26 protein-coding genes are annotated in these 26,561 nt (G+C 40.1%); 23 read left to right on the forward strand and 3 right to left on the reverse strand.

The features are described 5' to 3' along the window. Positions 1–164: 164 nt before the first annotated feature. From AC1D69_RS07170 to AC1D69_RS07260, 19 genes are all read left to right on the forward strand, one after another. On the forward strand, positions 165–947 hold the full coding sequence (locus tag AC1D69_RS07170) for a tyrosine-protein phosphatase (RefSeq protein WP_495455451.1): 783 nt from the start codon (positions 165–167) through the stop codon (positions 945–947). A 722-nt stretch (positions 948–1,669) separates the two neighbouring features. Further along, on the forward strand, positions 1,670–1,966 hold the full coding sequence (locus AC1D69_RS07175) for a hypothetical protein (protein ID WP_495455452.1): 297 nt from the start codon (positions 1,670–1,672) through the stop codon (positions 1,964–1,966). Positions 1,967–2,230: 264 nt separating this feature from the next. Continuing rightward, positions 2,231–2,986, forward strand: a complete 756-nt coding sequence (locus AC1D69_RS07180) for a YveK family protein (protein WP_495455453.1) — start codon at positions 2,231–2,233, stop codon at positions 2,984–2,986. Next, entirely contained in the window at positions 2,967–3,656 is a 690-nt protein-coding gene (locus tag AC1D69_RS07185; RefSeq protein ID WP_495455454.1) for a CpsD/CapB family tyrosine-protein kinase, read from the forward strand. The genes AC1D69_RS07180 and AC1D69_RS07185 overlap by 20 nt, the downstream gene beginning before the upstream one ends. 284 nt (positions 3,657–3,940) lie before the next feature. Continuing rightward, positions 3,941–4,843 (forward strand): UTP--glucose-1-phosphate uridylyltransferase GalU, encoded by a 903-nt coding sequence (gene galU, locus AC1D69_RS07190; protein ID WP_495455455.1) that lies wholly within the window; start codon positions 3,941–3,943, stop codon positions 4,841–4,843. A 40-nt stretch (positions 4,844–4,883) separates the two neighbouring features. After that, complete coding sequence (locus AC1D69_RS07195; protein ID WP_495455681.1) at positions 4,884–5,534, forward strand: sugar transferase; 651 nt, start codon at positions 4,884–4,886, stop codon at positions 5,532–5,534. Positions 5,535–5,555: 21 nt separating this feature from the next. Continuing rightward, positions 5,556–6,671: a glycosyltransferase gene (locus AC1D69_RS07200; protein ID WP_495455456.1), complete on the forward strand. Its 1,116-nt coding sequence runs from the start codon at positions 5,556–5,558 to the stop codon at positions 6,669–6,671. 18 nt (positions 6,672–6,689) lie between these two features. Continuing rightward, entirely contained in the window at positions 6,690–8,084 is a 1,395-nt protein-coding gene (locus AC1D69_RS07205; RefSeq protein WP_495455457.1) for an O-antigen ligase family protein, read from the forward strand. Further along, positions 8,081–9,250: a glycosyltransferase family 4 protein gene (locus tag AC1D69_RS07210; RefSeq protein ID WP_495455458.1), complete on the forward strand. Its 1,170-nt coding sequence runs from the start codon at positions 8,081–8,083 to the stop codon at positions 9,248–9,250. The genes AC1D69_RS07205 and AC1D69_RS07210 overlap by 4 nt, the downstream gene beginning before the upstream one ends. Beyond that, positions 9,251–10,372, forward strand: coding sequence for a glycosyltransferase family 4 protein (locus tag AC1D69_RS07215; protein ID WP_495455459.1), 1,122 nt, complete (start codon positions 9,251–9,253; stop codon positions 10,370–10,372). Positions 10,373–10,376: 4 nt separating this feature from the next. Next, positions 10,377–10,949, forward strand: coding sequence for a DapH/DapD/GlmU-related protein (locus AC1D69_RS07220; RefSeq protein ID WP_495455460.1), 573 nt, complete (start codon positions 10,377–10,379; stop codon positions 10,947–10,949). Between the two features lie 49 nt (positions 10,950–10,998). Continuing rightward, on the forward strand, positions 10,999–11,541 hold the full coding sequence (locus AC1D69_RS07225) for an acyltransferase (RefSeq protein ID WP_495455461.1): 543 nt from the start codon (positions 10,999–11,001) through the stop codon (positions 11,539–11,541). A gap of 27 nt (positions 11,542–11,568) precedes the next feature. Next, complete coding sequence (locus tag AC1D69_RS07230; RefSeq protein ID WP_495455462.1) at positions 11,569–12,600, forward strand: glycosyltransferase family 4 protein; 1,032 nt, start codon at positions 11,569–11,571, stop codon at positions 12,598–12,600. Between the two features lie 3 nt (positions 12,601–12,603). After that, the gene (locus AC1D69_RS07235; RefSeq protein ID WP_495455463.1) at positions 12,604–13,509 is read left to right on the forward strand and encodes a glycosyltransferase; all 906 of its coding nucleotides are present in this window, start codon (positions 12,604–12,606) and stop codon (positions 13,507–13,509) included. Positions 13,510–13,518: 9 nt separating this feature from the next. Then, positions 13,519–14,859: a lipopolysaccharide biosynthesis protein gene (locus AC1D69_RS07240; RefSeq protein WP_495455464.1), complete on the forward strand. Its 1,341-nt coding sequence runs from the start codon at positions 13,519–13,521 to the stop codon at positions 14,857–14,859. Positions 14,860–14,873: 14 nt separating this feature from the next. Continuing rightward, entirely contained in the window at positions 14,874–15,881 is a 1,008-nt protein-coding gene (locus AC1D69_RS07245; protein ID WP_495455465.1) for a polysaccharide pyruvyl transferase family protein, read from the forward strand. 392 nt (positions 15,882–16,273) lie between these two features. Beyond that, positions 16,274–17,644 carry a sugar phosphate nucleotidyltransferase gene (locus AC1D69_RS07250; RefSeq protein ID WP_495455466.1) on the forward strand — a complete coding sequence of 457 codons (1,371 nt, stop codon included), beginning with the start codon at positions 16,274–16,276 and terminating at the stop codon, positions 17,642–17,644. A gap of 31 nt (positions 17,645–17,675) precedes the next feature. After that, entirely contained in the window at positions 17,676–19,016 is a 1,341-nt protein-coding gene (locus tag AC1D69_RS07255) for a UDP-glucose dehydrogenase family protein (RefSeq protein ID WP_495455467.1), read from the forward strand. A gap of 404 nt (positions 19,017–19,420) precedes the next feature. After that, on the forward strand, positions 19,421–20,056 hold the full coding sequence (locus tag AC1D69_RS07260; RefSeq protein WP_495455468.1) for a hypothetical protein: 636 nt from the start codon (positions 19,421–19,423) through the stop codon (positions 20,054–20,056). A gap of 12 nt (positions 20,057–20,068) precedes the next feature. Here AC1D69_RS07260 and AC1D69_RS07265 read toward each other — a convergent pair whose 3' ends face one another. Then, positions 20,069–20,425, reverse strand: coding sequence for a helix-turn-helix domain-containing protein (locus tag AC1D69_RS07265; protein WP_495455469.1), 357 nt, complete (start codon positions 20,423–20,425; stop codon positions 20,069–20,071). A gap of 277 nt (positions 20,426–20,702) precedes the next feature. On the opposite strand from AC1D69_RS07265, the gene AC1D69_RS07270 reads away from it, so the two are divergent. Beyond that, positions 20,703–21,611: a VanW family protein gene (locus AC1D69_RS07270; RefSeq protein ID WP_495455470.1), complete on the forward strand. Its 909-nt coding sequence runs from the start codon at positions 20,703–20,705 to the stop codon at positions 21,609–21,611. Position 21,612: 1 nt separating this feature from the next. Here the strand turns inward: AC1D69_RS07270 and AC1D69_RS07275 are convergent, their stop codons facing one another. Then, positions 21,613–22,449 carry a patatin-like phospholipase family protein gene (locus AC1D69_RS07275; protein ID WP_495455471.1) on the reverse strand — a complete coding sequence of 279 codons (837 nt, stop codon included), beginning with the start codon at positions 22,447–22,449 and terminating at the stop codon, positions 21,613–21,615. A 166-nt stretch (positions 22,450–22,615) separates the two neighbouring features. Beyond that, a complete protein-coding gene (locus tag AC1D69_RS07280) occupies positions 22,616–23,530 on the reverse strand; it encodes a LysR family transcriptional regulator (RefSeq protein ID WP_495455472.1) in 915 nt (304 codons plus the stop codon). 211 nt (positions 23,531–23,741) lie between these two features. On the opposite strand from AC1D69_RS07280, the gene AC1D69_RS07285 reads away from it, so the two are divergent. From AC1D69_RS07285 to pstA, 3 genes are all read left to right on the forward strand, one after another. After that, complete coding sequence (locus tag AC1D69_RS07285; RefSeq protein WP_495455473.1) at positions 23,742–24,668, forward strand: phosphate ABC transporter substrate-binding protein PstS family protein; 927 nt, start codon at positions 23,742–23,744, stop codon at positions 24,666–24,668. A gap of 92 nt (positions 24,669–24,760) precedes the next feature. Then, positions 24,761–25,666, forward strand: coding sequence for a phosphate ABC transporter permease subunit PstC (pstC, locus tag AC1D69_RS07290; protein WP_495455474.1), 906 nt, complete (start codon positions 24,761–24,763; stop codon positions 25,664–25,666). Continuing rightward, positions 25,663–26,550: a phosphate ABC transporter permease PstA gene (gene pstA, locus AC1D69_RS07295; protein WP_495455475.1), complete on the forward strand. Its 888-nt coding sequence runs from the start codon at positions 25,663–25,665 to the stop codon at positions 26,548–26,550. Before pstC ends, pstA begins: the two co-directional genes overlap by 4 nt. The last annotated feature ends 11 nt before the right edge of the window (positions 26,551–26,561 follow it).

Raw genomic sequence — 26,561 nt, forward strand, 5'->3', positions numbered from 1 at the left:
GAATCTTTTATTAAAGGTTCCTTGTTAGAATAACAACAGTAGGCTAAGGAAATATTCATGGTCTACTGTTTTTCTTTTGTGACTATCCATGTACCATATGTTAGAATAAGCGCAAGCTTGCCTCGCGGTGAGTTGAATCTATCGTTTTAGGAAGTGAAGCCGAGATGATTGATATTCATACACATATATTACCCGGAATAGATGATGGTGCTGCGAATTGGAGTGCTACCTTAAATATGGCTAAGGCGGCTGTTGCAGAGGGCATTACAACGATTATTGCTACGCCACATCATGCGAACGGGAGATATACGAATACTGCAGGTGAAGTATTAGAGCTTACTCGTCATATTAATGAGCAGTTAACAGAAGAGGGTATACCTATTTCTATCCGCTCAGGACAAGAGATACGGTGGCATAAAGATTGGTTAGATGCTTGGTTTAGAGAAGAATTGCTTTCATTAGCGGATTCAAGTTATGTGCTAATAGAGTTACCTTCTACCCGTATACCAGAGGAAATATATGAATTGATACATGAATTAAACATTTTGAAGATTAAGTCTATTATTGCGCATCCTGAACGTAATGCTGAAGTGATGAAGTATCCAGAGCGACTTGCTGAGTTGATCGATCTAGGAGCATTCGCACAGGTTACAACTCATTCATTACTTGGTGGGTTTGGCAGACGAGTTGAGAAATTGGCATGGACGTTATGCAAAAGCGGACTTATTCATATTGTATCATCGGATGCACATCACGTAGAGCATAGAGGATTTCGGATGCGTGAAGCCTATAGTGAGATTCGTAAACGTATGGGCGAGGAATGGGAAAACTATTATCTGAGTAATGCACAAAATATATTAGAGAATAGACCTTTTGAGAGTATACCTGACAAAGAACCTTTGTCGGAAGGGGTACTACATCGGTTACGTTCCTATTTTCAGAAATAACGGTTGGATTCATAGGACCTTGTTCACCTATGTATACCAATAAAGTGGGAATAGAGTAACGAGTTCTGTTCATAAATATGAAAATAGATCAAAATAATGCCTACAATTGTTAGTTTATGACCCAAGTATATCCGTGATTGAGCGGAAAACTGTGGGTTTTTTCTTTTAAAAAGTGGTTAAAGCGTTTACATAAACGTTTATTTAATAAATAAACGCACGCAAATAATGTCGAAAGTTATTTTAGTCCTGTTTTTATAGGACGGTGGCCAATAGTCCCTAATTTGTTGGGGAAATTGAAGGGTTTATTAGAGCAGATTGGTTCATTACCATAACGCATTCGGAGACAAAAACCGTATAACAGAAGGGCAGTCAGCAGTTTTTCGTCATATATGAAGGAAACCAAGAAAGGAAACGGAGAAGACAAATATAAAGCGCTTTAATTTTACATAAAAAGCATTTTTTAAAGAAGAAAAGTAGCAAACGATGTTAGATTTCATCTTAAATTAGGAGCGGATAACCATGTCTTTATTCCCTCAAGAAAAATTAATATTTGTGGCATAATATTAATCAAGAGTTATACAAATTGGCGTCATCCTAATAAAAGTTATTACAAAGTTGTAATACATAGGAGATCGAAATCGACAAGGAAGACGTAACAGAATAGTGAATCTCCATTATTCAACGTAAAGAAACATATAACTTGATGAATGGAGGAAGTCAAAATGACTGTTTCGGGTCAAGAGCAGAAGCAAGTAAGGCTAAAGCAATTTTTAAAAATACTATCCGAAGATGCTTCTCTATTAAATCAAGATGAACTAAACGAATGGAGATCCTTATCTGAGATGCTTGTTATGTTAGGCTATCGGCCATGGAAGGAACCCGTGGATATGGCTATATTGTTATCGCAGCTATTGAGAAAGATGGGATATGAGTCTAGTTCAGAAGATATGATGGATTATGTGATGGATGGTGGAACGATAGACGAGTTCATGAAGACAGACGCATTACATAAACGGTAAATAACGACACGTTGTCCTAATTAAAATGGGTTGCATTCGGAAATATGAAGGGTTAAACCATGCCAATAAGTTCGCAATTTGAATAACTTAAGGGAACTTTAATTCATAAGGAATGATTATCTGTAGAGCTTAATGCTACTATGGGTTAATTATCTTTCCAAGGTCGCGATTTGAATAACATAATATACTTCGTGATTCAGTTTGAATCATAATTCTATCAAAGATGAAATGGTACAAGACTTAAATTGTAATGGAGGTAACAATTTGGAACTTAAACAATATTGGTTAATTGTAAAAGGAAGGATGTTATTGATTGGATTAATTATTTCAATAAGTTGTCTATCCATCGGAATCTACTCTTACTATTTCATTACACCACAATATGAAGCTTCAGCGAAGTTGATTGTTAATCAGTACAAGGATAGTAGTTCAATGTTACCGAGTATTGATCTTGGTTCTATCAATTCAACGATTGGTCTGATCAAAACATATAAGGAAATTATCAAAACACCACGGATGATGAAGCTGGTCGTTAAGGAATACCCTGATTTGAATATGACTTATGGGGAACTCATAGGGAAGGTTAGCGTGAGTTCAGTAAATGAGACGCAAGTCATGTCCATTTCCGTTCGAGATAATTCATATAAGAAAGCTGCCAATATTGCAAATGCAGTAGCTGTTGTTTTTCAAAAAACCATTCCGGATCTCATGAAGGTGGATAATGTCTCTGTCTTGGATAAAGCAGATCCATTGGAGATACGAGGTCCGATAGCGCCGAATCCGAAATTAAACATCGCTGTTTCTTTCATGCTAGCGTTGATGTTTGGTGTAGGTCTTGCCTTTCTACTAGATTACTTAGATGACACGCTTAAGACGGAAGAAGATATTGAGATGATATTAGGTGTTCCAGTATTGTCTGCAATTCCTAGATATAAGGAAAGTGATATCACGGACCGAGGCAACAAAGTTCCGCTAACAACAACAGCTGGGAGGGATACCAATGTCTCGCTTGATGCCTAATAAATTAATTACCGAAAGTAATCCGAAGTCCCCAATCTCTGAAAAGTATCGGATGTTGCGGACAAATATTGAATTTTCGTTCATAGATCATAAATTACAAGTCATCATGGTCACGTCTTCTAAGCCTAATGAAGGAAAAAGTACAACTACTGCTAATGTGTCTGTCGCCTTCGCACAGTCGAATAAACGTGTTCTGCTGATCGATGCGGATCTAAGGAAACCCTCGCAACACCATATTTTTGGTAAATCCAATCGTGTCGGGTTAACTAACGTCCTGTTCAAGCAAAAGTTACTGGAAGAAGTGATCCAAAGTACGGACACGGACAATTTATCCATTATTCATGCAGGTCCTACTCCACCGAATCCGTCGGAGTTGCTGTCATCTATGCAAATGGCATCGCTGCTCTCCAAAGCAAGAGGACTGTACGATGTGATCATTATCGATACACCACCGATATTGTCCGTTACAGATGCACAAATTGTAGCCACTTTAAGTGATGGAGTTGTACTCGTCGTGGATTCGGGAAAAGTGAAAAAAGAAGTAGCACTCAAAGCCAAAGCTTATCTTGAACATGTGAATGCCAAGCTTATCGGTGTGGTTCTTAATAACATCAATCGAAATGATTCAGATTCCTACACCTATTATTACGGAGAAAAAACAGACGATTAGTCTTCACTCTCTCTATAAGAAGTGATGAATAGGAAGGTAATGCCTCCTGCATCTCTATCACCGGAGGCACTCGGTCATGCTGTGGGTCGGTCAATCGACCTTAGACGTTCGTCGTCAAGGGTGTGTCGTGAGGTTGGGTTAAATGCCCTTGTATTGCAGTAAGAATACCTCGGATTTGTAAGCTAAAAATCCGAGCTATGCTTTCTCTAACAAGGATGGCATAGCTCGCATTTTTAGCATCTCGGTATAATGCGAACTATAAAATTAGGATAGGGTGAATTCAAATGAAAAAGGTGACAAAAGCCATTATCCCCGCAGCAGGGTTAGGCACTCGTTTTCTACCAGCAACGAAAGCAATGCCTAAAGAGATGCTTCCCATCGTCGATAAGCCAACTATCCAATATATCGTGGAAGAAGCTATTGAATCTGGAGTGGAAGACATCATCGTAGTGACCGGTAAAGGTAAACGTGCAATTGAAGACCATTTTGATATCGCGTTTGAACTAGAACACATTCTAGAGGAAAAAGGCAAACTCGATATTTTGGAAAAAGTAAGGAAATCTTCAAATGTGAACCTTCATTATATTAGGCAAAAAGAGGCGAAAGGGCTTGGACACGCTGTATGGTGTGCACGAAATTTCATCGGGAATGAGCCATTCGCTGTGTTGCTTGGTGATGATATCGTCGAAGCTGAGGTTCCATGTACAAGGCAACTCATTGAACAATATGAACGTACGGGACGTTCGGTTATTGGTGTTCAGACCGTAGCTGAGGATCAGACGCATCGTTACGGAATCGTTGATCCGGGCGATAGAATAGATAATCTATACCAAGTTAATCGTTTCGTAGAGAAGCCACCCATCGGACAAGCACCTTCTAACCTCGCTATTATGGGGAGATATGTTCTGACACCAGATATATTTGAATATTTGAACAGACACGAGCTTGGTGCAGGTGGAGAGATTCAACTTACCGATGCGATTCAAATGTTAAATGTGGATCAAGGTGTATATGCCTATGATTTCCAAGGTACTCGTTATGATGTGGGAGAGAAACTAGGGTTTATTATGACAACTCTCGATTTCGCACTACGCAATAACGAACTTAGACACGATCTTTTGGTAGGACTTGAAGAAATTATGAAGCGAGAGAAGGGTAAAGAATTAATTGGAGGAAGGATGGTTTAACATGAGATATTCACAATATAGGGAAGAAGCTGTTGTAGGTATGACGGATTATTACTCACATACCCGCACGAAAGAAGAAGGGTTCACCCTATATTTAGTGTCTAAGCGTACGTTAGATATCTTCGGTTCTATAGTTGGTTTAATTCTATTAAGTCCTTTGCTAGCTTTAGTAGCTCTCCTTATCAAATTAGAGGATCCATCAGGTTCTGTTATTTTCAATCAAACTAGGGTAGGGAAGAACGAAAGGCTGTTTCGGATGTACAAGCTTCGTTCTATGTACACGAATGCAGAAGACAAACTGAAGGAATTACTCGATCAAAACGAAGTAAGCGGTGCAATGTTTAAGATGAAAGACGATCCACGTGTGACGAAGGTTGGAAAGTTTATTCGAAAAACAAGTATTGACGAACTTCCACAATTATTCAATGTGCTTAAAGGCGAAATGTCCTTGGTAGGTCCTAGACCACCTCTTACTAGAGAAGTGGCGGAATATACGAATTATGATAAGAGACGCTTGTCAGTCACACCAGGATGCACAGGGTTATGGCAGGTAAGCGGTAGAAGTAATCTAGATTTCAAACAAATGGTTGAACTCGATTTAACGTATATTGAGCAGAAACGCATCATGTTCGATATCAGAATTATTCTGCGAACGGTGAAGGCGATGGTCGGATCCAAGGATGCGTTTTAACTAAGAGATGGAGGGAAGATCATGGCAAGAGTCCTTCATATTTCGGAGTTTACTAAGGGTGGAATTGAAACCCATTTGAATGAAGTATTGAAGTACCAAATGGATAACCATGATATTTATCTCATGGCATCCGAACAGAATTCAAACAGCAGCACGTTACAGATTAGTCCTGATCGATTGCATCTGTATCCTTATAAGAGGAGTCCAATCTATTTCCTTAAAGCGATGCAATCGATACAGACAAAGATGAGTGAGATCAATCCGGATATCGTGCATGTCCATGGAACGTTCGCAGGGTTTTTCTTGCGAACATTACTTTTTTTCAAGAAGAAACGCCCTGTAGTCATTTATTGTGCACATGGCTGGGCCTTTCTTATGGACACACAGTCTTGGAAGAAAAGAATATTTGCGGTTGTGGAGAAACTATTAGCGCTACGAACTGATTTCATTATAAATATTTCGAAGCATGAACATCAGATGTCGATGAACTATGGTTTACCAGCTAAGAAATCGGTAGTCGTATATAACGGTGTATCGGATGCTCCCCCTTCGAATGCATTACCTTTCGAGGTAGAGAAGAACAAGATAAATATTCTTTATGTAGGTCGTTTCGACCGCCAAAAGGGTTTTGATTTGTTGCTCGAAGTGTTTAACGAGAATCCTTTCGCAAACGTGAATCTCTATCTCGTCGGCGATACAGTATTGAAGGATTGTGATTACACATATCCCAACAATGCAGTGAAAATAGGATGGGTAGACAACACGGAGATCGACCGTTATATGAAAGCATGCGACACTGTGATCGTTCCTTCACGTTGGGAAGGATTCGGAATCGTGGCGATTGAGGCGTTACGGAATAAGAAGCCTGTTATCGCAAGTAATCGTGGAGCACTTCCGGAGATTATACAACATGGAGTCAACGGATATATCTTTGACTTTGACAAGAAGGAAGAGTTGGTTCACATCATTCAGGCGCTAACGAAGGACAAGCTCGAATGGATGGGCGAGACTGGTGAACAAATCTTTTATGAGAAATTCCATTCAGATAAGATGAACAAACAGATCGAGCGACTATACGAGGATGCCTTGAAGAAACAAGGTGGACGATATTCCGTAACTGTCAAAAAATATGTCTAGATTTACGGGGTTGAATAGATGATGAACGTAAGCTTACAAAGCCATTTTACGAAAAGTGGAAAAATAGCCGAGAAGCAGCTAGGCAAGAGACAGTTCTTTTTGGCCATTTATCTCAGTTTCTTGCTGGTAGTGACCGTCTATCAGGACTTCCCTCTTGTGAACATGATCGGTGAAATTGGAAGATCGCCTATTATTATGTTGCTTCCACTGTTTGTTTTTTGCGAGATTGCGATGCTTTCAAAATATAAGAGATTAATGGTTGTGTCAAAGTTACAGAAATACCTATTCGCATTCATTGTGTATTTAAGTTTTGTCACCTTGGGATATATTCTCATTCAATTCATGCAGGGTAGTTATAGTTTCTGGTCGGAGAGCCTGCTCGGTAAGGGGATAAAGGTATTAATTTATTTCGTATTGATCTTACTGTATCTCAGGCATATCCAATTGATTTTCTCAAAAATCAGAAGCTTTAAGCTATTGTATGGTTGTTTCTTTTTTGTCCTAACTTTCTTACTTGTCATTATGATTGTGGAATTAGTTACGATGCCTAATGCGCTCACTTTCATGCATTCAGGAAGTCACTCTTATTGGAGGGTGCGGCTTCTTACGTCAGAAAGTAGTACTACGGGAACAATTGTTGTTGCGTTTTCGGCAATTCTCGTCTATTTGAGTCAATATTTAGAACGTTTTGCAAAAATTCTTTCTAATCTATATGTCGCTGCTTTTTTTCTATTCTATTTATCAGTTACGGGATCCAAAGGATTTCTGATTGTATGTCTACTGACGTTAATTGTAGCGATGATTAAGTTTCTTGATTTCAGAAAAAAGAGGAACTTCATTGTGCTCATCGGCGTGGTCTTAGCCATGTATATGTTTATTGCTTATTTCTCAGCAGGGTTGATCAGCTCATTTAGTAACGATATCGAGAACTATACATCATCATATACGCGAATGGGGACGATTCTTATCGCCATTATTACGATCTTCCATCATCCTCTTGGGGTTGGTACAGGAGCCTACTTGATGTATTTCGATGACTACTTAAATGACTCGATTAAGTTTATGACCCATTTTTATTACAATGTTTTCGGGGTAAGCCAGATTAATACAGGAGAGTTACTACAATATTCTGAATCAGATAAGAATCTAGGTGTTAAATCTGGATTTTTTCAATGGTTTATGTTTGGTGGAATATTCTCACTAGTATTCTTTTATAAGATGGCCAAGGACTTGATCGTTAAAGTGAAATCTAGTCTTATCTTGTTTCTAGCGCTTGTCTGCATGTTATTCTCTTTACTCTTTGTGGCGCTTGAGATCAAATATGAGATTTGGATGTTATTCGCATTTATAAGTATATTCTTAGGGGAAAATAATGAATTAAACCAATCCAATATGTCGGGGGTATCCAAATGAAAATACTGGTTGTGTGTAGTGATTTTCCTTATCCCGCCGATCATGGCGGCAGGGTCGATACGTGGGGACGAATTAAGGTGTTAGCCGATCTGGGGTGGACAATCCATCTTCTTGTTTGCGGTAAACAAATGCCTTCAGCGTCGGATATGAAAGTGGTATTCCGTTACGTTGAGGATATAAAGATATGTGATCGGAGAAGTAAACTCACAGATTTGTTACATAGGGTCCCCATGCAAGTACACTCACGGAATGAGCTAAGAAAAGTGAATATCGACGAGGATTATGACTATGTGTTGCTTGAAGGCGACTATGTCTATCCGATCCTGAATAATCCGCTGGTCAAACACGCGAATGTTATTTTACGAGTTCATAACGATGAGGCAGTATACTTCAATGCACTTGCAAAGAGTACCTCTAACGTTATTCATAAGATCTATTATCGGATGGAGAGTACGAAGTTCACATTCTTGCAGAAGAAGATGTTGAAAAAAGTAGATAAGTACTTATTTATTTCAAATAAGGAATTTGAAACATTCCATAAACTTCATCCTTCAGCCAAAAGTTTGTTCTTACCACCTCCGGTAACCAAGGAGAGGTTCCTTGCAAGCACATTTGACAGCAAACATGTCGTATTTATCGGATCGTTATTTATGCCGAATAATCGTGAAGCTATCGAATGGTATCTGAAGCATATTCATCCATTAATGTTGAAAGAGCCAGATTACAAGTTCATCGTGGCAGGAAACAGCAGAAAGCAGAGTCTATCCTGGCTAGATTCATATGATATGACGAACGTTATCGTACATGATACACCAGAGAGTCTGGAAGACATATATAAAGATGGGTATCTATTTGTTAATCCAATGCAGAACGGTGCAGGTGTTAAGCTAAAAACAATTGAAGCGATCCAGAATGGATTGCCGGTCATCTCAACTTCTATTGGATATGAGGGCACGGGTCTAGTAGATAACGAGCACATTATGGTCGCAGATAGTCCTGAAGAGTTCTACCGTAGGATCAAGTTATTGTTCGACAATCCGACAAGAGCGAGAACACTACTAGAATCGTCACAGAAATTCATACGCACTCATTACGATCATAAAGAAGTATTGAAGGGTTACATAGAGTCGTTGAACACAAGTTATCGAATGAAGCAGGTGCTGTGAATGGATAAGAGAAGAATAAATGTCATGTTTGTAACCCATGCGGATAAAAAGGGAGGTGCCGAACAAAGTTTAATTCATTTAATCAATTATTTGGACACTTCTCAATACCGGATTTTCTTATTAAGCCCGGGGGATGCCGAGTATTTGAATGAAATCAAAACGGAGTACGAGCACTTTCCACTTCGACTGAATAGCATCAAGAAGAAACTAGGCTTCGGCTATTTGGAGACCGTATTTCAAATCAAGAAGTTCGTGAAGAAAAACAAGATTGATATTGTTCATGCGAATGGATGGCGAGCGCCATGGTATACTGCGCCCCTTAAATTCCTATCTAAATGCAAATTGGTGTGGCACCATCGGGATTATACTCATTTACGTATGTTTAATCGTGTATTACCAAGGTTCTTCGATCAAGTTATTTGTATTTCACAATTTGTAGCGAACTCAATCGAGGGTCAGAATAAGACGATCATCTATAATGGCGTTGATACAGAGCTAGGTCTTACGATAAAGAATCGAGACTTTATGGAAGATGATACGCTCGTCATTGGAACATTTGGACGGATCGTTGAGTGGAAGAGATACCATCTTATGATTGAGGCCGTCAAGAAATTGGCTGATAACAAGAAATACAACTGGAAGCTGATCATCGTTGGAGACACTTCCGTCGATGGATCGGATGAATATTTCAACAGTATGATTCAAAAGGTCATTACGTATGGTTTGGAAGATAACATCATCTTCTATGGCTATAGTAAAAAGCCACTTGAACTGATGAAAGAATGCGATCTGACCATTAACTTCTCGTTAAATGAGCCTTTTGGCAGAGTCATTATTGAATCTATGTTGGTACAGACACCCGTTATTGTGTCCGATTCTGGTGGAGCTCCTGAAATCATCCAGATGACTCAGGGCGGCTTCATCGTGAAGGATGGAGACGTGGAAGAACTCTATCAGACGATTCAGAAGGTATACGATAAACGAGTGAACTATCAGGAGCTTGCAAGCCAAGGTCATGCAAGCGTAATGAATGATTTCAACATGGATTCAATTGCTCGGAAGGTAGAGGACACCTACCATACATTATTGACTAATCACTTGAAGCCAGAAGTGGTGGGTTGAGTGTATGAGTAGCATAACGAGACAACTCAGTGTAGGTAAGTTGGTAGCTGTTCTGAAGGGTGCGATAATTCTTCCGTTCAAGACCAAATCTGTGGGCAGGTTGAGCAGAATTTCAGGTCGACTGACGGTAAAGAATAAAGGTGAATTCGTCGTTGGACGAAATGTATCCTTTCATGCGAAACCCTTTCAGTCCTCGATTTCCGTTGATAAACTAGCCACATTGTGGGTGGGAGACAACGTATTTTTTAACTATGGATTAGATATAGGCTGTTCGAAATCGATTCGAATTGGTAGTAATTCAATTATAGGCCCAATGGTTAATATGATTGATACGAACTTTCATCCTGTGGATAAAGATGATCAATCTATTAGTAGAGATATCGTCATTTCAGATAATGTCTGGATCGGTAGAGGAGCACTTATCTTGCCTGGTGTAACGATCGGATATAATAGTGTGATCGCAGCAGGCAGCGTCGTTACACGCGACATTCCAGCCAATGTCATGGCTGGTGGTACACCTGCTAAAGTCATTCGTGAAATTAACGTACCGAATGATTGGATCCGGAGATATAACTAAAGGATCGTGACAGGAGTATAGAAGCGAGTAATGCCAGGGAGGGCTTCACTTGAATGCAAGTAAGGTAAGGCATGTCATCAAGAAGGTTAATCGTATACTTAGAGGTTATTTATTTGCATTAAGAGTAACTAAAAGTGGTTCAATGCTCCAAGTTGCAGGTTCTCACGTAATTTCAAAATGTGTCCATTCACAATTAATACTAGGAAATAGAGTGATGCTCTATAACCAAGTTAATTTCTATTTAGATGCTCCCGGCGCAAAGATCATGATCGGTGATAACACGTACATTAATCGTCGGACAGAGATTATGGCGAAGGAGTCAGTAACGATTGGTAGAGGTTGCGCGATCTCATGGGATGTTGTCATAACAGACACGGATTACCATCAGCTAGAAGGAACGATATCGACGAAACCTGTTGTGATCGGTGATGAGGTATGGATCGGCTGCAAATCTATTGTTTTAAAAGGTGTGACCATTGGTAATGGTGCTGTTGTTGCTGCCGGCTCAGTTGTAACGAAGGATGTGGAGCCCTATACACTTGTAGCAGGGATACCGGCCAAGGTAGTCAAAAAGGATGTCCGGTGGAATTGATTCTAGCAAGTTAGGGAGAGTAATGCGATGAAAGTATGGATGTGGCCGAAGTCGAGCGAGTTAAACTTTTATAATGATTTATTAACAGATTCGTTGTGCGGTGCAGGAATGGATATTAGGGATCTAAAGCATGGCAAGTTCATGCTGAAGGTAGGTCAAGCGAAATCAGGTGATATCGTCCATATTCATTGGATGCACCATGCTTATCAGAACCGGAATCCGCTGATTTTTATAGTGAAATCGTTCATATTTATTCTAACCATGGTGTATTTGAAGCTAAGAAATATACAGTTAGTCTGGACCATTCATAATCTGTACCCACATCATGTGAAGTACCCCACAATGGAACGTTTCATGCGTCGATTAATTTGTAGTTTCTGTAGTAAATTGATTGTTGCCTCTGAGTCTATCAAACAAAAGGTTATCGCTGAATTCGGTGTTCCTGATGAGAAGTTATTCGTTGTGAAACATGGTCATTATGTAGGCGTGTATAAACGGAACGGCATGAACTACAGGGAAGTATACGGCATAAGTGAAGATGCCGACGTCTACTTATTTCTTGGTGCGATCAAAGCATATAAGGGCGTTGAAGATTTAATTGAAGCGTTTAATGCCGTGAAGACGAAACAATCCTATTTAATCATTGCCGGCAAAGCTGATCAAGAGATGCAGGAATATCTGAAAGGTGTTCAGGATCTGGATAACATTATTTTGGAATTACGTTTTATTCCGAACGAATCGATCGCCGATCTAATTAGCTCTGTTGATGTGATGGTGATGCCTTACAAAGAGATAACGACTTCGGGATCCGCTATATTGGGGCTATCGTTCAAGAAACTGATTGTCATGCCCAATAATGATTTCATTGATGAATATTGTAAGGAAGACATGGTTGTTCGTTATGATCCAGAAGATAGTCGGGGGCTGACGAACGCGATGAAAGTGGCTTTAAACGTAAAGAATGAAGAGAAGTTACCAGATTATGATGAAGTATTGAAAGAATTAGAGTGGAGTACAATCGCTCAAAAGACCAAAAACGTTTATCAAGGATGGGGATGAACGATGAGTATTATAGTAACGGTAGCTATATGTACGCATAACAGAGCACAGGATACAGGAGAAGCCATTGAGAGCATCTTAACTCAAAGTTATGCAAAAGAGGAAATTGAAATTATCGTGATCGATAATCGATCGACAGATCATACGGCTGAGGTCGTGAATCAGCTAAGAGATCAGCATGGTCCAAGAATACGTTATATATTGGAAAATAAACTGGGTCTGTCGGTTGCACGTAATCGTGCAATTCAAGAGGCGAGAGGTCAGTACATTCTCTTCTTGGATGATGATGCGCTTGCCTCCGTGGAGTGGGTTCAGAATATTGTAGAAGTATTTGAAAGGGATCCAATGATTGGATGTGTTGGTGGCAAAATTGATCCAATCTGGGAAGTCGCGGAGCCTGACTGGATTCCGGAGGAACATCGATCGGTATTTACTATCCTCGATTATTCGAGTGAAGTGAAAGAAATGCCATCTCCATCGATCCCGTATGGCGCGAATGTTGCTTTTCGAATGAGTGTATTTCAAGAGATGAAGCCATTCCGTGAGGACTTGGGACGGGTTGGTAAGAACCTGTTGTCAAGCGAGGAAAGTGAACTCATTGCTAGAGTACGTGAAAAGTACAAGGTATTCTATACACCGTTTGCACCGGTGAAGCACAAGATTGCGAAGGAACGAACGACGAAGAAATGGTTCTTGAAACGGATTTTCTGGCAAGGCGTGAGCGATGCGGTGAAAAGGAAAGATAAAGGTTCTATAGCCATATTAAAGAATATCATTCGCATGGCTCAGGCTATTCTATCCTCGATATTCTCCATTTTTCATTTCAAGACCTTTATCAGACAAGTCGTTAAAATATGTTACCGCAACGGATCACTTGTTGGTATCTTGCGATATAACAGTAGGGGTTGAGGATAGGTTATGGCAGAGCTTACCATTCGTAAAGAAATGAAGGGTGGCGGACTCTTTCAAACGATTCTTCGCACTAGTGCAACTAATCTCTTAGTTATGGTCATCAGCACGTTAACCTCGATTGTGACGGCTCGCATGTTTGGTGTCGTGGGGAAAGGGGAGTTCTCAGCAATTCTATTCTGGCCAACATTGCTAGCAGGACTTGTAGGATTTGGTCTTCCAACCTCGCTGATCTATAACCTTAAGCAGAACAAGGGTAGAGGTGCTGATTTCGTAAGAGCAGGATTTCTGTTTCAGATTCCCGTTAGTATCATTGTCGGAATAGTCGCTTGGATCTGGTTGCCTGCATGGCTCGGGAATTACCCCGAAGCCGTCATTCAGACAGCTAGGTGGTATACAGTACTGATGCTCCCGATATTGCTTGCAGTTAATCTAATATCTGCACTTGCACAGAGCACAGGTAAATTTAATGTATATAACGGTGTTCGATTATATTTTCCATTGATTAATCTGATCGGGCTGTTGGTTCTCTGGTCGATGGGTAATTTAAGTCTTCATTCAGCTGCACGGGTGTTTCTCGTGACCAGCGTTGTTGTCATATTATGGGCCTTGTACAGTGTAAGAGAAGAGCTTCGGATTCAATGGTTCAAAGGACTAGGAAATACACAAGCTGCGAAGGCGTTGTTTGGTTATGGGAGTAAAGTGTTCGGAGTAGAGCTACTGGGAACGCTGTATTCTCAATTCGATAAGATCGTCATTCTATCGATGCTAACCGCAAGAGATCTGGGATTATACACGGTGGTATATGCATTATCCCGTGTATTTAATGTTGTGCAGACAGCCATTACGAGCGTTATCTTTCCGAAAGTAACGGGGATGGATGAGAAGACGATTATGACAACGGTTGGTCGGGCGTTCCGACTATCTATGCTTTTAATGACGATTGTCGTTATTCCATGCATGTTCATTGGAAGGTATCTAATGGGGGTACTGTTTGGTGCACCTTTTCTAGAGGCTAGCGTAGCCTTCTATCTCTTATCTATTGAATGTATTCTGGGTGGTGGATCATGGATTCTAGCATCCTCTTTTAATGCGATGGGAAGACCGGGTCTTGTATTGGTTCGCCAACTTATTGCACTTGTAGTAACGATTGGATTGTTCTTCATATTTACACCATTGTATGGGCTGAACGGAATCGCATTTTCTCTATTAATTGGAGCTATCATCCGATTAGCGGTGACGATGGCATCGATGCGGATTGTGTTTCAAGTAAAGTTTAGGGGAATGTTCTTCGATAAGGATGATTTTCGTTTTCTAATAGAGCGTTTGAAAGAAAAAACCAAAAAGTAAAGGAGTACGTTGCTATGCAAGTGAAACCAGATGTTCACCCGATGGACGTATTGAAAGAGGAGCTACGTAAAATTCTGAAAGTAATCCCTTCAGGATCAAGTATTTATTATATTGATTACCCTGTGTACAACAACGGTGGTGACTTACTGATTATGAAAGGTACTGAAGCGTTCTTCAGAGATCATAATATTCACGTTCAAGCACGCTACAGTGTCCTTGATTTCCCAGATCAGTTAAACATACCGAAAGATCAGATCATTGTCCTTCAGGGTGGAGGCAACTTTGGGGATTTGTACCCGGTACATCAAAGATTGCGTGAGAGAATCGTTACGGAGTATGTTCACAATCGGATCGTGTTACTTCCACAGACGATATTCTTCAAGGAAGAATCTGAATATGATCGTACGGCACTACTTTTTAATAATCATCCAGATGCTCATCTCTTTGTAAGAGATACATTAACATACGATATGGCTAGACATAAATTCCACAAATGTCACATCTACTTATCGCCTGACATGGCGCATCAACTATGGCCTATTATGCCGAAAGGTAAACCGGATAAAGACCTACTCTGTTTCTTCCGTACTGATATTGAGAAAACCAAGGAACAAATTCAGTTCGAGTCCGATGGAGAAGGTGATTTCTTAGACTGGGCGTCCTTATATAATCGAGTGGAGAAAAAGTTGATCAACGTGACTGCTAAAGTCATGAGAAAAGGTAGCGGCATACCGCTGTATCCCATCTGGAATAAATATAGCGATTACCTGGTAAACAAAGCCGTTAGACGCTTCAGTGGTTATCGCAATGTACAGACTTCAAGGTTACATGGGCATATTCTAGCTTGCTTAATGGATAAGCCTAATACCTTACTAGATAATTCATACGGCAAAAACTCCAATTACTATAATACATGGACTAGCGGCATTCAATCCTCACAACTCGTTGTGAAGAGCCCTAAGCTTACTAGATTATATGAAGAGGCTTTGTTGAAAAAAGCTAAGGTGATGTTGTCGAAGTAGGGATATAGTGCGGAGATGTCCGCTACGGTGGCGGATTGTCCTTACGATCGCTGTTACCATCAGATTTCTTGATTATATACCGCTTATAGCGGTAGAAATCCGATGGCAAGCATATGCTTCCGAAGTGAATTTTTATTGCGAAGATCATCAGGAAGCTAACGCTTCATAAAAATTTAAGCATATGCTTACGACGTAAGTTCTTGTTACGAAGTTAAGCAATGAAGAAATGCTAAACAAAACTAAGTATATGCTTTCGAAGTGAATTTTTATTGCGAAGACTATCAGGAGGCTAACGCTTCATAAAAATTTTAGCATATGCTTACGACGTAAGTTTTTGTTGCGGAGATAAATTGAATAGTATTGCTTCACAAAAACTTTTAGGAGGAGTCATTATGAAAATTGTTCTTCTATCCGGGGGATCAGGTAAACGCCTGTGGCCGTTATCGAATGAATCACGTTCCAAACAGTTTTTGAAGGTGTTGGGGAGTGCTGATGGTAAACGGGAGTCAATGGTACAGCGAGTATGGGGACAAATTTCTAAAGCTGGACTCCATGATCATGCTTATATCGCAACGAGTAAATCACAAGTTGAAATGATTCATAGCCAGCTCGGTAGTAAGATTGAGGTGATTGTCGAGCCAGAGAGAAGAGACACTTTCCCAGCTATCGCGTTAGCAGCTACATATTTATATTCGGTACAAGGTGTAAGCCTAGATGAGACCGTCGTTGTCATGCCTGTTGATCCGTACGTGGAAGAGTCATTCTTTCATAAGACGAAGGAGCTTGAACATGTTCTGAATGAATCCGGTGCGGACTTGGCGCTCATGGGTGTGAAGCCAACGTATCCTTCCGAGAAATACGGATATATCGTTCCAGAAATCGGTACACAGGTAGATGAGCCTTTCGTAACCGTTCAGAGTTTCAGAGAGAAACCCCGTGAGGAAGAAGCGGTAGCCATGATTGAACAGGCTGCACTTTGGAACTGCGGTGTTTTTGCTTTTAAGCTTAATTTTCTAATTAATATTCTTATTGAAAAAGGTTATCCGATCCAGTACGACGAGATGTCGAAGCAGTATGGACGGATTAACAAAAATAGCTTTGACTACGAAGTTGTGGAGAAAGCTACTCACATCGTTGCGCTTCCTTATGAAGGGGATTGGAAGGACTTAGGTACATGGAATACATTAACGGAGCAGATCGAATCCTCACTCATTGGTAAAGGGATTATTAGTGGTGAATCGACGAATACACACGTTATCAATGAACTGGATATTCCCATTACGTTACTTAACTTATCTAACGTTGTTGTTGCGGCAAGTCCGGATGGGATTCTGGTATCGGATAAGGCATCAAGTCCGATGATTAAAGAAGTCATGAAGCATTCAGATCAGCGACCTATGTATGAAGAGCGACGTTGGGGACGGTACCGCGTTCTCGATTATTTAAAATATCCTGATGGACAAGAAGTATTAACCAAGCGAATCTGTGTTACGGCAGGTCAGAATCTAAGCTATCAATACCATTTACTACGAAATGAAGTATGGACGGTCGTTGCTGGTGAAGGAGAAATGGTACTGAATGATAAGCACATTCTAGTCAAGGCTGGGGACGTCTTAGTGATTAAAAAAGACACGAAACATAGCCTGCGAGCAACTACGGAAATGGAACTCATTGAGGTGCAGACAGGCACCGAGCTTATTGAAGAGGATATCGTTAGACTTGCTTTTGACTGGAACGAGATCATGCAATTGTGCACGGTATAAATGAAATGAAAACAACGAGGGAGTGTTAATAATGAATATTACAGTTATTGGAACCGGATATGTAGGTCTTGTATCGGGCGTTTGTTATGCGGAACTAGGCAATCAAGTTATATGTGTAGATAAGGATCCACAGAAGATAGATATGTTGAATGCGGGTGGCATCCCTATTTATGAGCCGGGGTTACAAGAATTAGCTGCATCCAATCGTGCTGCGGGGAAACTATCATTCACAGGCGATCTATCTAGTGCTGTGAGACAATCGGACATTATCATCATAGCTGTCGGGACTCCGCCATTGCCTAACGGAGAAGCGAATCTAGCATTTATTGATCAAGTTGCGGTTGAAATTGCAGAGGCGATGAATGGGCACAAAATTATTGCTGTGAAAAGTACGGTGCCAGTTGGAACGAATGAACGACTTGCTAAATTAATTCAGTCCAAATCGGATAAGACTTTTGACAGCATTTCATTACCAGAGTTTCTAAGAGAGGGTTCGGCTATCGAGGATACGTTACATCCTGACCGAATTGTCATTGGTGCGGAGTGTCAGAGTGCTGCTGACACGATGACAGAACTTCATGTGCCACTAACAGAGCATATCGTTGTGACAGATATTCGGAGCGCGGAGATGATTAAATATGCGTCTAACGCTTTTCTAGCGACGAAAATATCATTCATTAACGAGATTGCTAACATTTGCGAAAAGGTAGGTGCAGATGTAACCAAAGTGGCAAAAGGAATGGGATACGACAAACGAATCGGTCCATCATTCCTGAGGGCTGGTATCGGTTATGGAGGTTCCTGTTTTCCTAAAGACACAAGTGCATTAATCCAGATTGCGGGTCATGTTGATTATGAATTTAAACTACTACGATCCGTTGTGGAAGTGAATCAAGATCAACGATTTAATGTTATCCGTAAGCTAGAGACTATATTTGAAGGACAATTGCAAGGGAAAACGGTTGCTGTATGGGGGTTGGCATTCAAACCAAATACCGACGATGTACGCGATTCACCTGCATTGGAGATTATTCAGCATTTAGTTGAGAATGGCGTGAATGTGAAGGCTTATGATCCTATCGCAATGGAAAGTTTTCAAGCATTATATGGGATGGATGGTGTCGAATGGTGTAATGGAGCGCTAGAAACGGCTATAGATGCAGACGCATTGTGTCTATTAACGGAGTGGGATGAGTTCGCAACAGTAGATCTCTTGGAACTTCAAAAGGTGTTGAAACAGCCAATTCTTATTGATGGACGAAACGTGTTCAAAGAAGAGAACTTGCTGGGTACAGACTTCATTTATTATTCGGTGGGTCGTCCAAGTTTAAATCAAGGTGTTAAACAAGAAATGCCAGTTTTGCAATTCTAAACGACTTTTCATATCGATATTAGGGGGTGAAGAAAGTGTATTCGCCATCGTGCTATCGATGCTCACTGTATCAATGGGAGAATTACCGATTACCGATTACGCTATTTCAAATGTGAAAAAGCAAGTACTCAAATGACAGATCTTATGATCAAAAGTTTAATGAAATTTTAATATCAGCCAGCTCTCCTTCTTTGAAGGAGGGCTGGCCTCTTTTCTTTTCTTTCTTTTCTAACCACTATCACCTGAAGATTATAACGTATTATCGGCATTGGCCAAGAAATATGGTGTCCGTAGAGGGAAAACATTTGATGAATCCAAGAAAGAATTGAATTTATAACTAGGCACGAAATATTCGTATCGCATAAAGATTGTAAATTTGATAAGAAAGTGGTGTTATGGTAACGATGAGTACTGAACGTATACGCAAAAGAAGAAGTCATCAATTTCGGAAACCGAAACCTCTTATAGTTATTTTATCAAGTATTACTATTTTGCTGCTTTTTGTGTGGGGGGGACTATATTGGAAGGAATCCTCAGTAACAGAGGCTCCATTAGATATGGATATAGATATAGAAATAGATTCGGAAAATAATCCTTCAATAATGGATGATGATGCATTAACTGTTAGAGCACCGGATCCATCGCAATCAACATCTTCATCCCAACAACTAACTACACAACCACAGCTTTCATCTCAACCGACGTCTGATTACACTAGTCAAGTGGAATCGGAATCATCCAGTAGCAAAGAAACGACGGATGGTGTGACCATCGTTCAGAAATATGAACAAGAAATGATCCAATTGGAGACAAGTTGTAGAAATGATATGAATAATGCATTAAATAAAGCAAATACGAGCTTCCAGAAACTGAATAAGGGTAATATCGTGGATGTTCAAGCATGGAAAGAAGAAAACTTGAATATAGAAATAACAACTGCGGAATCTACATGTGAAGCTGCATATCAAGATTTAATTCGTGCTGCAGAGAAAGATGAAGTTCCTATCAATGTCATTGAGGAGTGGTCGCTCAGCAATTAATGTGAGGGTGAGTTAGTTATCCTTTGGTAAGTTCCGGTCGCGAATAATCCGTTCGAGGAGTATTCGAATGAGGTCCAAATCGTCTTTTTCCAAAGGTACGCCATCCCAGTGTAGCTGTTCATAATTTAAATATTCTTTCGCATTATGATTCAGTTCCGCTGGAGGTTCGGAATAATCTGTGAGCCCTAGAAGGTAATCTGCAGAAGTATGTAACTTTCGAGAAATGGTATGAATAGATTCTAACGTGGGCTGACGGTATCCAGATTCATATCCTGCATATGTACTTTTTGCAACTCCAACATAATCGGCCACTTCTTGCATGGTCAACTTTCTTTGTTTACGCAACTGTTTCAGTCGCTTCGCGAACATTCCCTAACCCCCTCTATAACTCTGTTATAAGTGTTTTACTGAGTAACTTACATGTACTCACTAAATCAAATGCAACCATAATTATATCATGTTCACTAGTTGTATGCACAATCAGACTAGTGAACTTTTTCAATTATTCCATTTTTTTTGGAATTAAATAGAGCTATTTGAATTTTTCCCAATTCATAATGTATCAGCACATCCCATTTGATTCATACTATAGCCGATCATGACTGACTTAAAAGGGGGAGTGGTGACCTTGGGGTTGCATTTAATTATGGCTATATTATTAATGGTTCAACAATGGGCTCCTCTAGAGCCATTGGTAATTGAAAAACAGGGTGAACCTATTGTAGAAGTGGATCATTCTACCTATACGATACCTGTTCCCGGAGTACCAATTGTTGATGATATGAAGTTGAATGCCCTAATGAATGATCTAGACAAGCGAGTATCCTTGCCACCCAAGAATGCTGTTATTAATGGAGAGGGCAGAATATTAGCTGAGCAAGCAGGTACAACACTTAACAGAGAACGGTTTAAGGCTCAGTTCTACAGTTATATATATGAGGGGAACTTATCGAGATTGGAAGTGCCCTTGCGCAGTGTATATGCCAAAGTAGATAGTGAGTTATTACAATCCATTATGGAGAAAAAGATTGGAAACTATTTTACATATTACAATCCGAATAATAAAAACCGTTCTCATAATATTGGATTGGCTGCCAAAGCTATCAATAATACGGTGATTTTTCCCGAAGAAACGTTCTCATTTAATGAAGTTGTGGGTAAACGAACGAAAGAGAAGGGATATTTACGTGCACCTATTATTGTAAGAGGTGAGGCATCCGAAGATGTTGGAGGAGGAATTTGTCAGATTTCATCAACCCTATTTAATGCTGCAGATCGTGCGGGACTACAAATTATCCAGCGCTATTCTCATAGCAAGATTGTCACCTATGTACCACCCGGCCGCGATGCTACGGTAAGCTGGTATGGACCTGATTTCACTTTTAAAAATAAATATAGTCAACCGGTCCTTATTCGAGCTTACGCGCACGGAGGTCAGGTAAGTATCATGATTAGTTCATCGGATATGATTGATAATAAACCGCGAGAAGTGCCTAGTGCTTCCAAAAAAATGCCAGAGGAGGTTGTGACAGATTTAAATGTCAACCATATGTGACTTAAGAGAATAATTTTTGAATGTCATTGATATGGTTCATTGCTTCGTCGTAGCCATGTTGATTGGTATCTCTGAGTTTGTTAACATCTTTCTCTAAGCTGTTTAGGGAATGATTCGGACGGAGAATTACAGCTTGCCCATCTTTCTCTAACTGCTCACAAAACGCAACCGTTTCATTATATTTTTCATGTCTTGTTAGCAAGACTTCTTCGAGATGAGGAAATTTACGCTTCAGTACCTTACCAATCATCGCATTTTTTTTACTGAAACTTTTAACATACCCTTTAGGTTGGGTAAGAACGATGAGATGCTTGTCATTACCGTCTGCAATCGCTTTACGAATCGGGATGGGGTCGCTTAAACCTCCGTCATAATATTTGCTTCCGTTTATTTCAATAGCAGGAAAGAAGAGGGGGAGAGCACAGGTGGCACGGAGCATCGTCCAGTGTTCATCATTATCCAATCCATTCATATATTCTGGTGTTCCTGATTGAGCGTTAGTAACGCCGACTACAAGTTTACCACTATAACTATTAAAGGTTTGTTTATTAAATGGTATTAATGTGTTTGGAATTTCATCAAATACAAAATCCAATCCAAAGAGGCTACGATGGCGTAAAAAATTTCTTACCCCGATATAACGTTGATCATTCCGATACTTTTCCAACACCTCTAAATTTCTCCGCTTTTGCTTGGAAATATAAGACAACCCGTTACTGATTCCCGCAGATACACCGATACAATAAGGAAACATTACGTCTTGATCTAACAGGGCATCCATCACACCTGCACTGAAAATAGGACGAAAAGTCCCTCCCTCCAGTATTAAACTTGGCATTTGTTATCACCTCTCAGATTTTGCTTATTCACATTCTATACATTGCTTGAACCGTATGCTACGGAAACTATAATACAATTTCAGATATGTTAATATTAACATATAATATCACATATTTTATATATTTAATTATTGTAAATCGAACTAATTTACAATAGTTGTATTTTTATTGGTTGTGCAGATCGTGCTTTTGACTTTTAATAAACGCCACAAACTGATTACGTAAAGAAGAGTGCGATGAATCAGGTGGATAAATCATATATGAGGATAGAATTGATTCTGTTTGTGCAGGTATTGGCAAACATAGGAGATGTCCATGTGCAAGCTCTTGTTGAACCCCGTTCCGTGGAAAAAAGGTAATATGATCACTGTGTTGCACCGCTATTTTTACTGATTCAGGTGAATCCATTTGAATTCGTTCCCACAGATGAATGTCATTTAGACTGGACCATTCTAATGATAATTCTTTTATATAAGTTCCCTCTGCATGTTGGATGAAGAATTGTTTAGCAATAAGTTGAGGGGTGAGCGCTTGAAGTTTCGCAAAAGGATGCGTGGGGCTAAAGATGATAACCAGTTCATCTTCCTCAAGAGTGTCGTGTTGGAATCCATTATATATACCGAGTCGGCTCGGGTTAGATTGACAGAAGGCAATATCTATATCCTGATTCACCAGCATTTGATGAATGGTATCAGTTGGTTTGATTGATAATTGAAGGAGAGTTCCAGGATATTTATTTGAGAATATACTCATGAACTCTGGTAAAAGATAAGTACCAGTGATGCAGTCAGCTCCAATATGTAATGTCCCTTTATCCAGCAAGGCGTAATCGCGAACGACTTTTTTTGCTTCTGCAGCAAGTCCAGTTATCTTCAAAGCATAAGGATAGAGTGCCTTCCCAGCTTCAGTAAGAATCATCCGTCCACGTTTCGATTCAAATAGTACGATGCCCATCTCCTCTTCAAGACTCTTCATATGGAAGGATACGGAGGGTTGCTTCATATTCATTTCTTTTGCGACATCTGTGACCTTTTTATATTTCTCGATATAAACCAGAATCATCAATTTAATAATATTCATTAGAATCCCACCTCGTATACATAATCGTGTTTCATTCATTATAAATAAAATCTATAGGCATATAAAGTTTATATTGCGAAATTTATTTTTGATTTTACAAACTAACGATTTTGCAAAAATGTTTGAGAATTAAAATAGGTTTTGTAAGTTAGAAAAAGAGGCTTACGGGGAAACATTTAGTTGAGAGATATGAGGAGGAGAAAATTAAATTATGAAATTAAAGAAACCAGCACTTATGATGGGGGCTCTTGCCATCGTTCTTACATTAGCGGCTTGTGGTAATAACGGTAATAATCAAGGGGCAAGTAATTCGACAGATACAGAGAAAAAGTTAAGTGGTTCTATTCTTGCAGTTGGATCAACGGCTTTACAGCCTTTGGTGGAGCAAGTGGGACAGAAATTTATGGCTGATGCTAAATATTCAGGTATTCAAGTGCAAGTTCAAGGCGGCGGGAGTGGAACTGGACTGACACAGGTTGCTGGAGGACAGGCTGATATTGGTAACTCGGATGTTTTTGCAGAAGAAAAGCTTAAAGACGGAGATGCTGACAAAGCGAAAGAACTTGTAGATCATCAAGTCGCAGTGGTTGCTATTTCTGTCGTATCTAATAAAGATACTGGTGTAGATACGTTAACCAAACAACAAATGGTAGATATTTTCTCTGGTAAAGTAACAAACTGGAATGAAGTGGGTGGAATCGACGAGAAGATTGTTATCGTAAACCGTCCAAGTAGCTCTGGAACTCGTAGTACTTTTGAGAAATATGCATTGGGTACGAAGGTTGAAGATATGGCAGGAGCCATTCTAGAAGAATCGTCAGGAACGGTTAGAAAAATCGTTAGTGAAACACCAGGTGCTATTGGGTATCTTGCATTCTCTTACTTAGACGATTCCATTAAGTCCGTGAAATATGATGGTGTTGATGCAACGATTGATAACGTAATCTCAGGTAGTTATCCAGTATGGGCTTATGAGCATATGTACACCAAAGGTGAGCCAAACGAAGTTGCTAAAGCGTTCTTGGATTACATGGTTTCAGATGAAGTTCAAAATGGAGATGTCGCTGAACTAGGGTATATTCCAACCTCCAAAATGCAAGTTAGTCGTGATGTAGATGGAAATGTTACAAAGAAATAATGACACAAGCTGGTTTAGAACTCTATTGCTAAATATGCTCAAAGAGGCGGATTCATCTGCCTCTATTTTCACTTTAAGAAAGTAGGACAATTATGAAATTAAACAATCGATCACCTGTCCTTATCAAAAAGCACCATTTAGAAGATTGGATTGGACGAATTTATACTACCTTTTGTGTATCTCTCTTAGTGATTATCATCGTTTCAATGATATATTTCGTTGCCTCCAAAGGGCTTACAACTTTTATTAAAGATGGTGTTAATATAGGGGATTTCTTGTTTGGTACGAAGTGGGATCCCAATGGAGAAAATCCGGTATTTGGTGCACTTCCCTTTATAGCGGGTTCCTTTGCGACTTCATTGTTAGCTGCTCTAATTGCGAGTCCTTTAAGTATCTGCGCATCGCTATTTATGACGGAAATTGTTCCAACATGGGGTAAAAAACTTCTACAACCTGTAATTGAACTATTGGCGGGGATCCCTTCAGTAGTCTATGGTTTCGTAGGATTAACCGTTATCGTTCCACTATTTCGTAATTGGTTTCCTGGGCAAGGAATAGGTGTCGCGGCAGGTGCGATAGTACTCTCGGTTATGATTCTACCCACGATCACTAGTATTGCAAGTGATGCGCTGAGTTCACTTCCTAAGGGATTGAAGGAGTCATCCTATGCGTTAGGAGCTACAAGATGGCAGACGATTTCAAGTGTGATTATTCCAACGGTTATGCCTTCTATATTGACTGGTATAGTTCTTGGGATGGCACGTGCATTTGGTGAGGCATTAGCTGTTCAGATGGTGATTGGGAATGCTCCACATATCCCTCGTTCTTTGTTCGAATCAGCATCCACACTTACGAGTGTCATTACCTTGAATATGGGTAATACGGTCGCAGGCTCAGTACAAAACAATGCTCTATGGAGTATGGCCCTAGCACTCATGGTTATGACATTCATATTCATCATTGTTGTTAGGCTCTTGGAAAGGAGACATCGGGGATGAAACCAAGAACAGCTGATAAAATAGCCACTGGCGTTATTGTCGTATTTTCCTCGCTTATTGTTGCGGTATTATTGGGATTGTTAGGATTTATTCTATTCCGTGGCCTTAGTCATATTAGTTGGTCATTTCTAACCTCTGTTCCACAGACGATTCGAGCAGGTGGAGGGATTGGACCGCAATTATTTAACTCACTCTTCTTACTTGTTCTAACACTCGTTATTACGATTCCGTTAGGACTTGGAGCGGGAATTTATATGTCGGAGTATGCTAAGCCGGGTAAGATTACTGGGGGCATTCGCCTGGTAGTTGAAGTTCTTTCTTCATTCCCTTCCATTGTGGTAGGGTTGTTCGGTTTATTACTTATCGTAAATACATTTGGATTTGGATTCTCATTATTCTCAGGTGCGCTTGTATTAACGATATTTAATCTTCCGCTAATGGTTCGTATAACCGAGCAAGCTTTCCGTGGAGTTCCTAAGGAACAGAAAGAAGCAGGACTTGCTCTAGGGCTATCAAAGTGGAAAATCATTACATCCATTCTCCTACCGGTTGCTATACCAAATCTTGTGACAGGTACCGTCCTTGCCGCAGGTAGAGTATTCGGAGAAGCTGCAGCACTGTTGTTCACAGCGGGAATGTCCACACCGAGATTGGACTTCACGGATTGGAATCCACTTAGTCCTACGTCACCCATTAATCCATTCCGTCCAGCGGAAACATTGGCTGTTCATATATGGAAAATTAATAGTGAAGGTCTTGCTCCAGATGCCATGGCGATTGCTGCGGGGGCTTCAGCTGTGTTGGTTATCCTCGTATTAGTATTTAATTTATCTGCGAGATGGCTAGGAAGAGTATTGTATCGCACTTTCACAGCATCAAAGTAACGGAATAGGGG

The organism is Paenibacillus sp. Y301 (genome assembly GCF_059445505.1).

Coding starts and splice junctions, on each gene's coding strand:
- AC1D69_RS07265 (WP_495455469.1), bottom strand. CDS start 20,425: ATGTTCGCGAAGCGACTGAAACAGTTGCGTAAACAAAGAAAGTTGACC.
- AC1D69_RS07245 (WP_495455465.1), top strand. CDS start 14,874: ATGCAAGTGAAACCAGATGTTCACCCGATGGACGTATTGAAAGAGGAG.
- AC1D69_RS07235 (WP_495455463.1), top strand. CDS start 12,604: ATGAGTATTATAGTAACGGTAGCTATATGTACGCATAACAGAGCACAG.
- AC1D69_RS07205 (WP_495455457.1), top strand. CDS start 6,690: ATGATGAACGTAAGCTTACAAAGCCATTTTACGAAAAGTGGAAAAATA.
- AC1D69_RS07175 (WP_495455452.1), top strand. CDS start 1,670: ATGACTGTTTCGGGTCAAGAGCAGAAGCAAGTAAGGCTAAAGCAATTT.
- AC1D69_RS07250 (WP_495455466.1), top strand. CDS start 16,274: ATGAAAATTGTTCTTCTATCCGGGGGATCAGGTAAACGCCTGTGGCCG.
- pstC (WP_495455474.1), top strand. CDS start 24,761: ATGAAATTAAACAATCGATCACCTGTCCTTATCAAAAAGCACCATTTA.
- pstA (WP_495455475.1), top strand. CDS start 25,663: ATGAAACCAAGAACAGCTGATAAAATAGCCACTGGCGTTATTGTCGTA.
- AC1D69_RS07195 (WP_495455681.1), top strand. CDS start 4,884: ATGACGGATTATTACTCACATACCCGCACGAAAGAAGAAGGGTTCACC.
- AC1D69_RS07280 (WP_495455472.1), bottom strand. CDS start 23,530: ATGAATATTATTAAATTGATGATTCTGGTTTATATCGAGAAATATAAA.
- AC1D69_RS07275 (WP_495455471.1), bottom strand. CDS start 22,449: ATGCCAAGTTTAATACTGGAGGGAGGGACTTTTCGTCCTATTTTCAGT.
- AC1D69_RS07270 (WP_495455470.1), top strand. CDS start 20,703: ATGGCTATATTATTAATGGTTCAACAATGGGCTCCTCTAGAGCCATTG.
- AC1D69_RS07185 (WP_495455454.1), top strand. CDS start 2,967: ATGTCTCGCTTGATGCCTAATAAATTAATTACCGAAAGTAATCCGAAG.
- AC1D69_RS07220 (WP_495455460.1), top strand. CDS start 10,377: ATGAGTAGCATAACGAGACAACTCAGTGTAGGTAAGTTGGTAGCTGTT.
- AC1D69_RS07230 (WP_495455462.1), top strand. CDS start 11,569: ATGAAAGTATGGATGTGGCCGAAGTCGAGCGAGTTAAACTTTTATAAT.
- AC1D69_RS07260 (WP_495455468.1), top strand. CDS start 19,421: ATGAGTACTGAACGTATACGCAAAAGAAGAAGTCATCAATTTCGGAAA.
- AC1D69_RS07285 (WP_495455473.1), top strand. CDS start 23,742: ATGAAATTAAAGAAACCAGCACTTATGATGGGGGCTCTTGCCATCGTT.
- AC1D69_RS07200 (WP_495455456.1), top strand. CDS start 5,556: ATGGCAAGAGTCCTTCATATTTCGGAGTTTACTAAGGGTGGAATTGAA.
- AC1D69_RS07255 (WP_495455467.1), top strand. CDS start 17,676: ATGAATATTACAGTTATTGGAACCGGATATGTAGGTCTTGTATCGGGC.
- AC1D69_RS07240 (WP_495455464.1), top strand. CDS start 13,519: ATGGCAGAGCTTACCATTCGTAAAGAAATGAAGGGTGGCGGACTCTTT.
- AC1D69_RS07215 (WP_495455459.1), top strand. CDS start 9,251: ATGGATAAGAGAAGAATAAATGTCATGTTTGTAACCCATGCGGATAAA.
- AC1D69_RS07210 (WP_495455458.1), top strand. CDS start 8,081: ATGAAAATACTGGTTGTGTGTAGTGATTTTCCTTATCCCGCCGATCAT.
- AC1D69_RS07170 (WP_495455451.1), top strand. CDS start 165: ATGATTGATATTCATACACATATATTACCCGGAATAGATGATGGTGCT.
- galU (WP_495455455.1), top strand. CDS start 3,941: ATGAAAAAGGTGACAAAAGCCATTATCCCCGCAGCAGGGTTAGGCACT.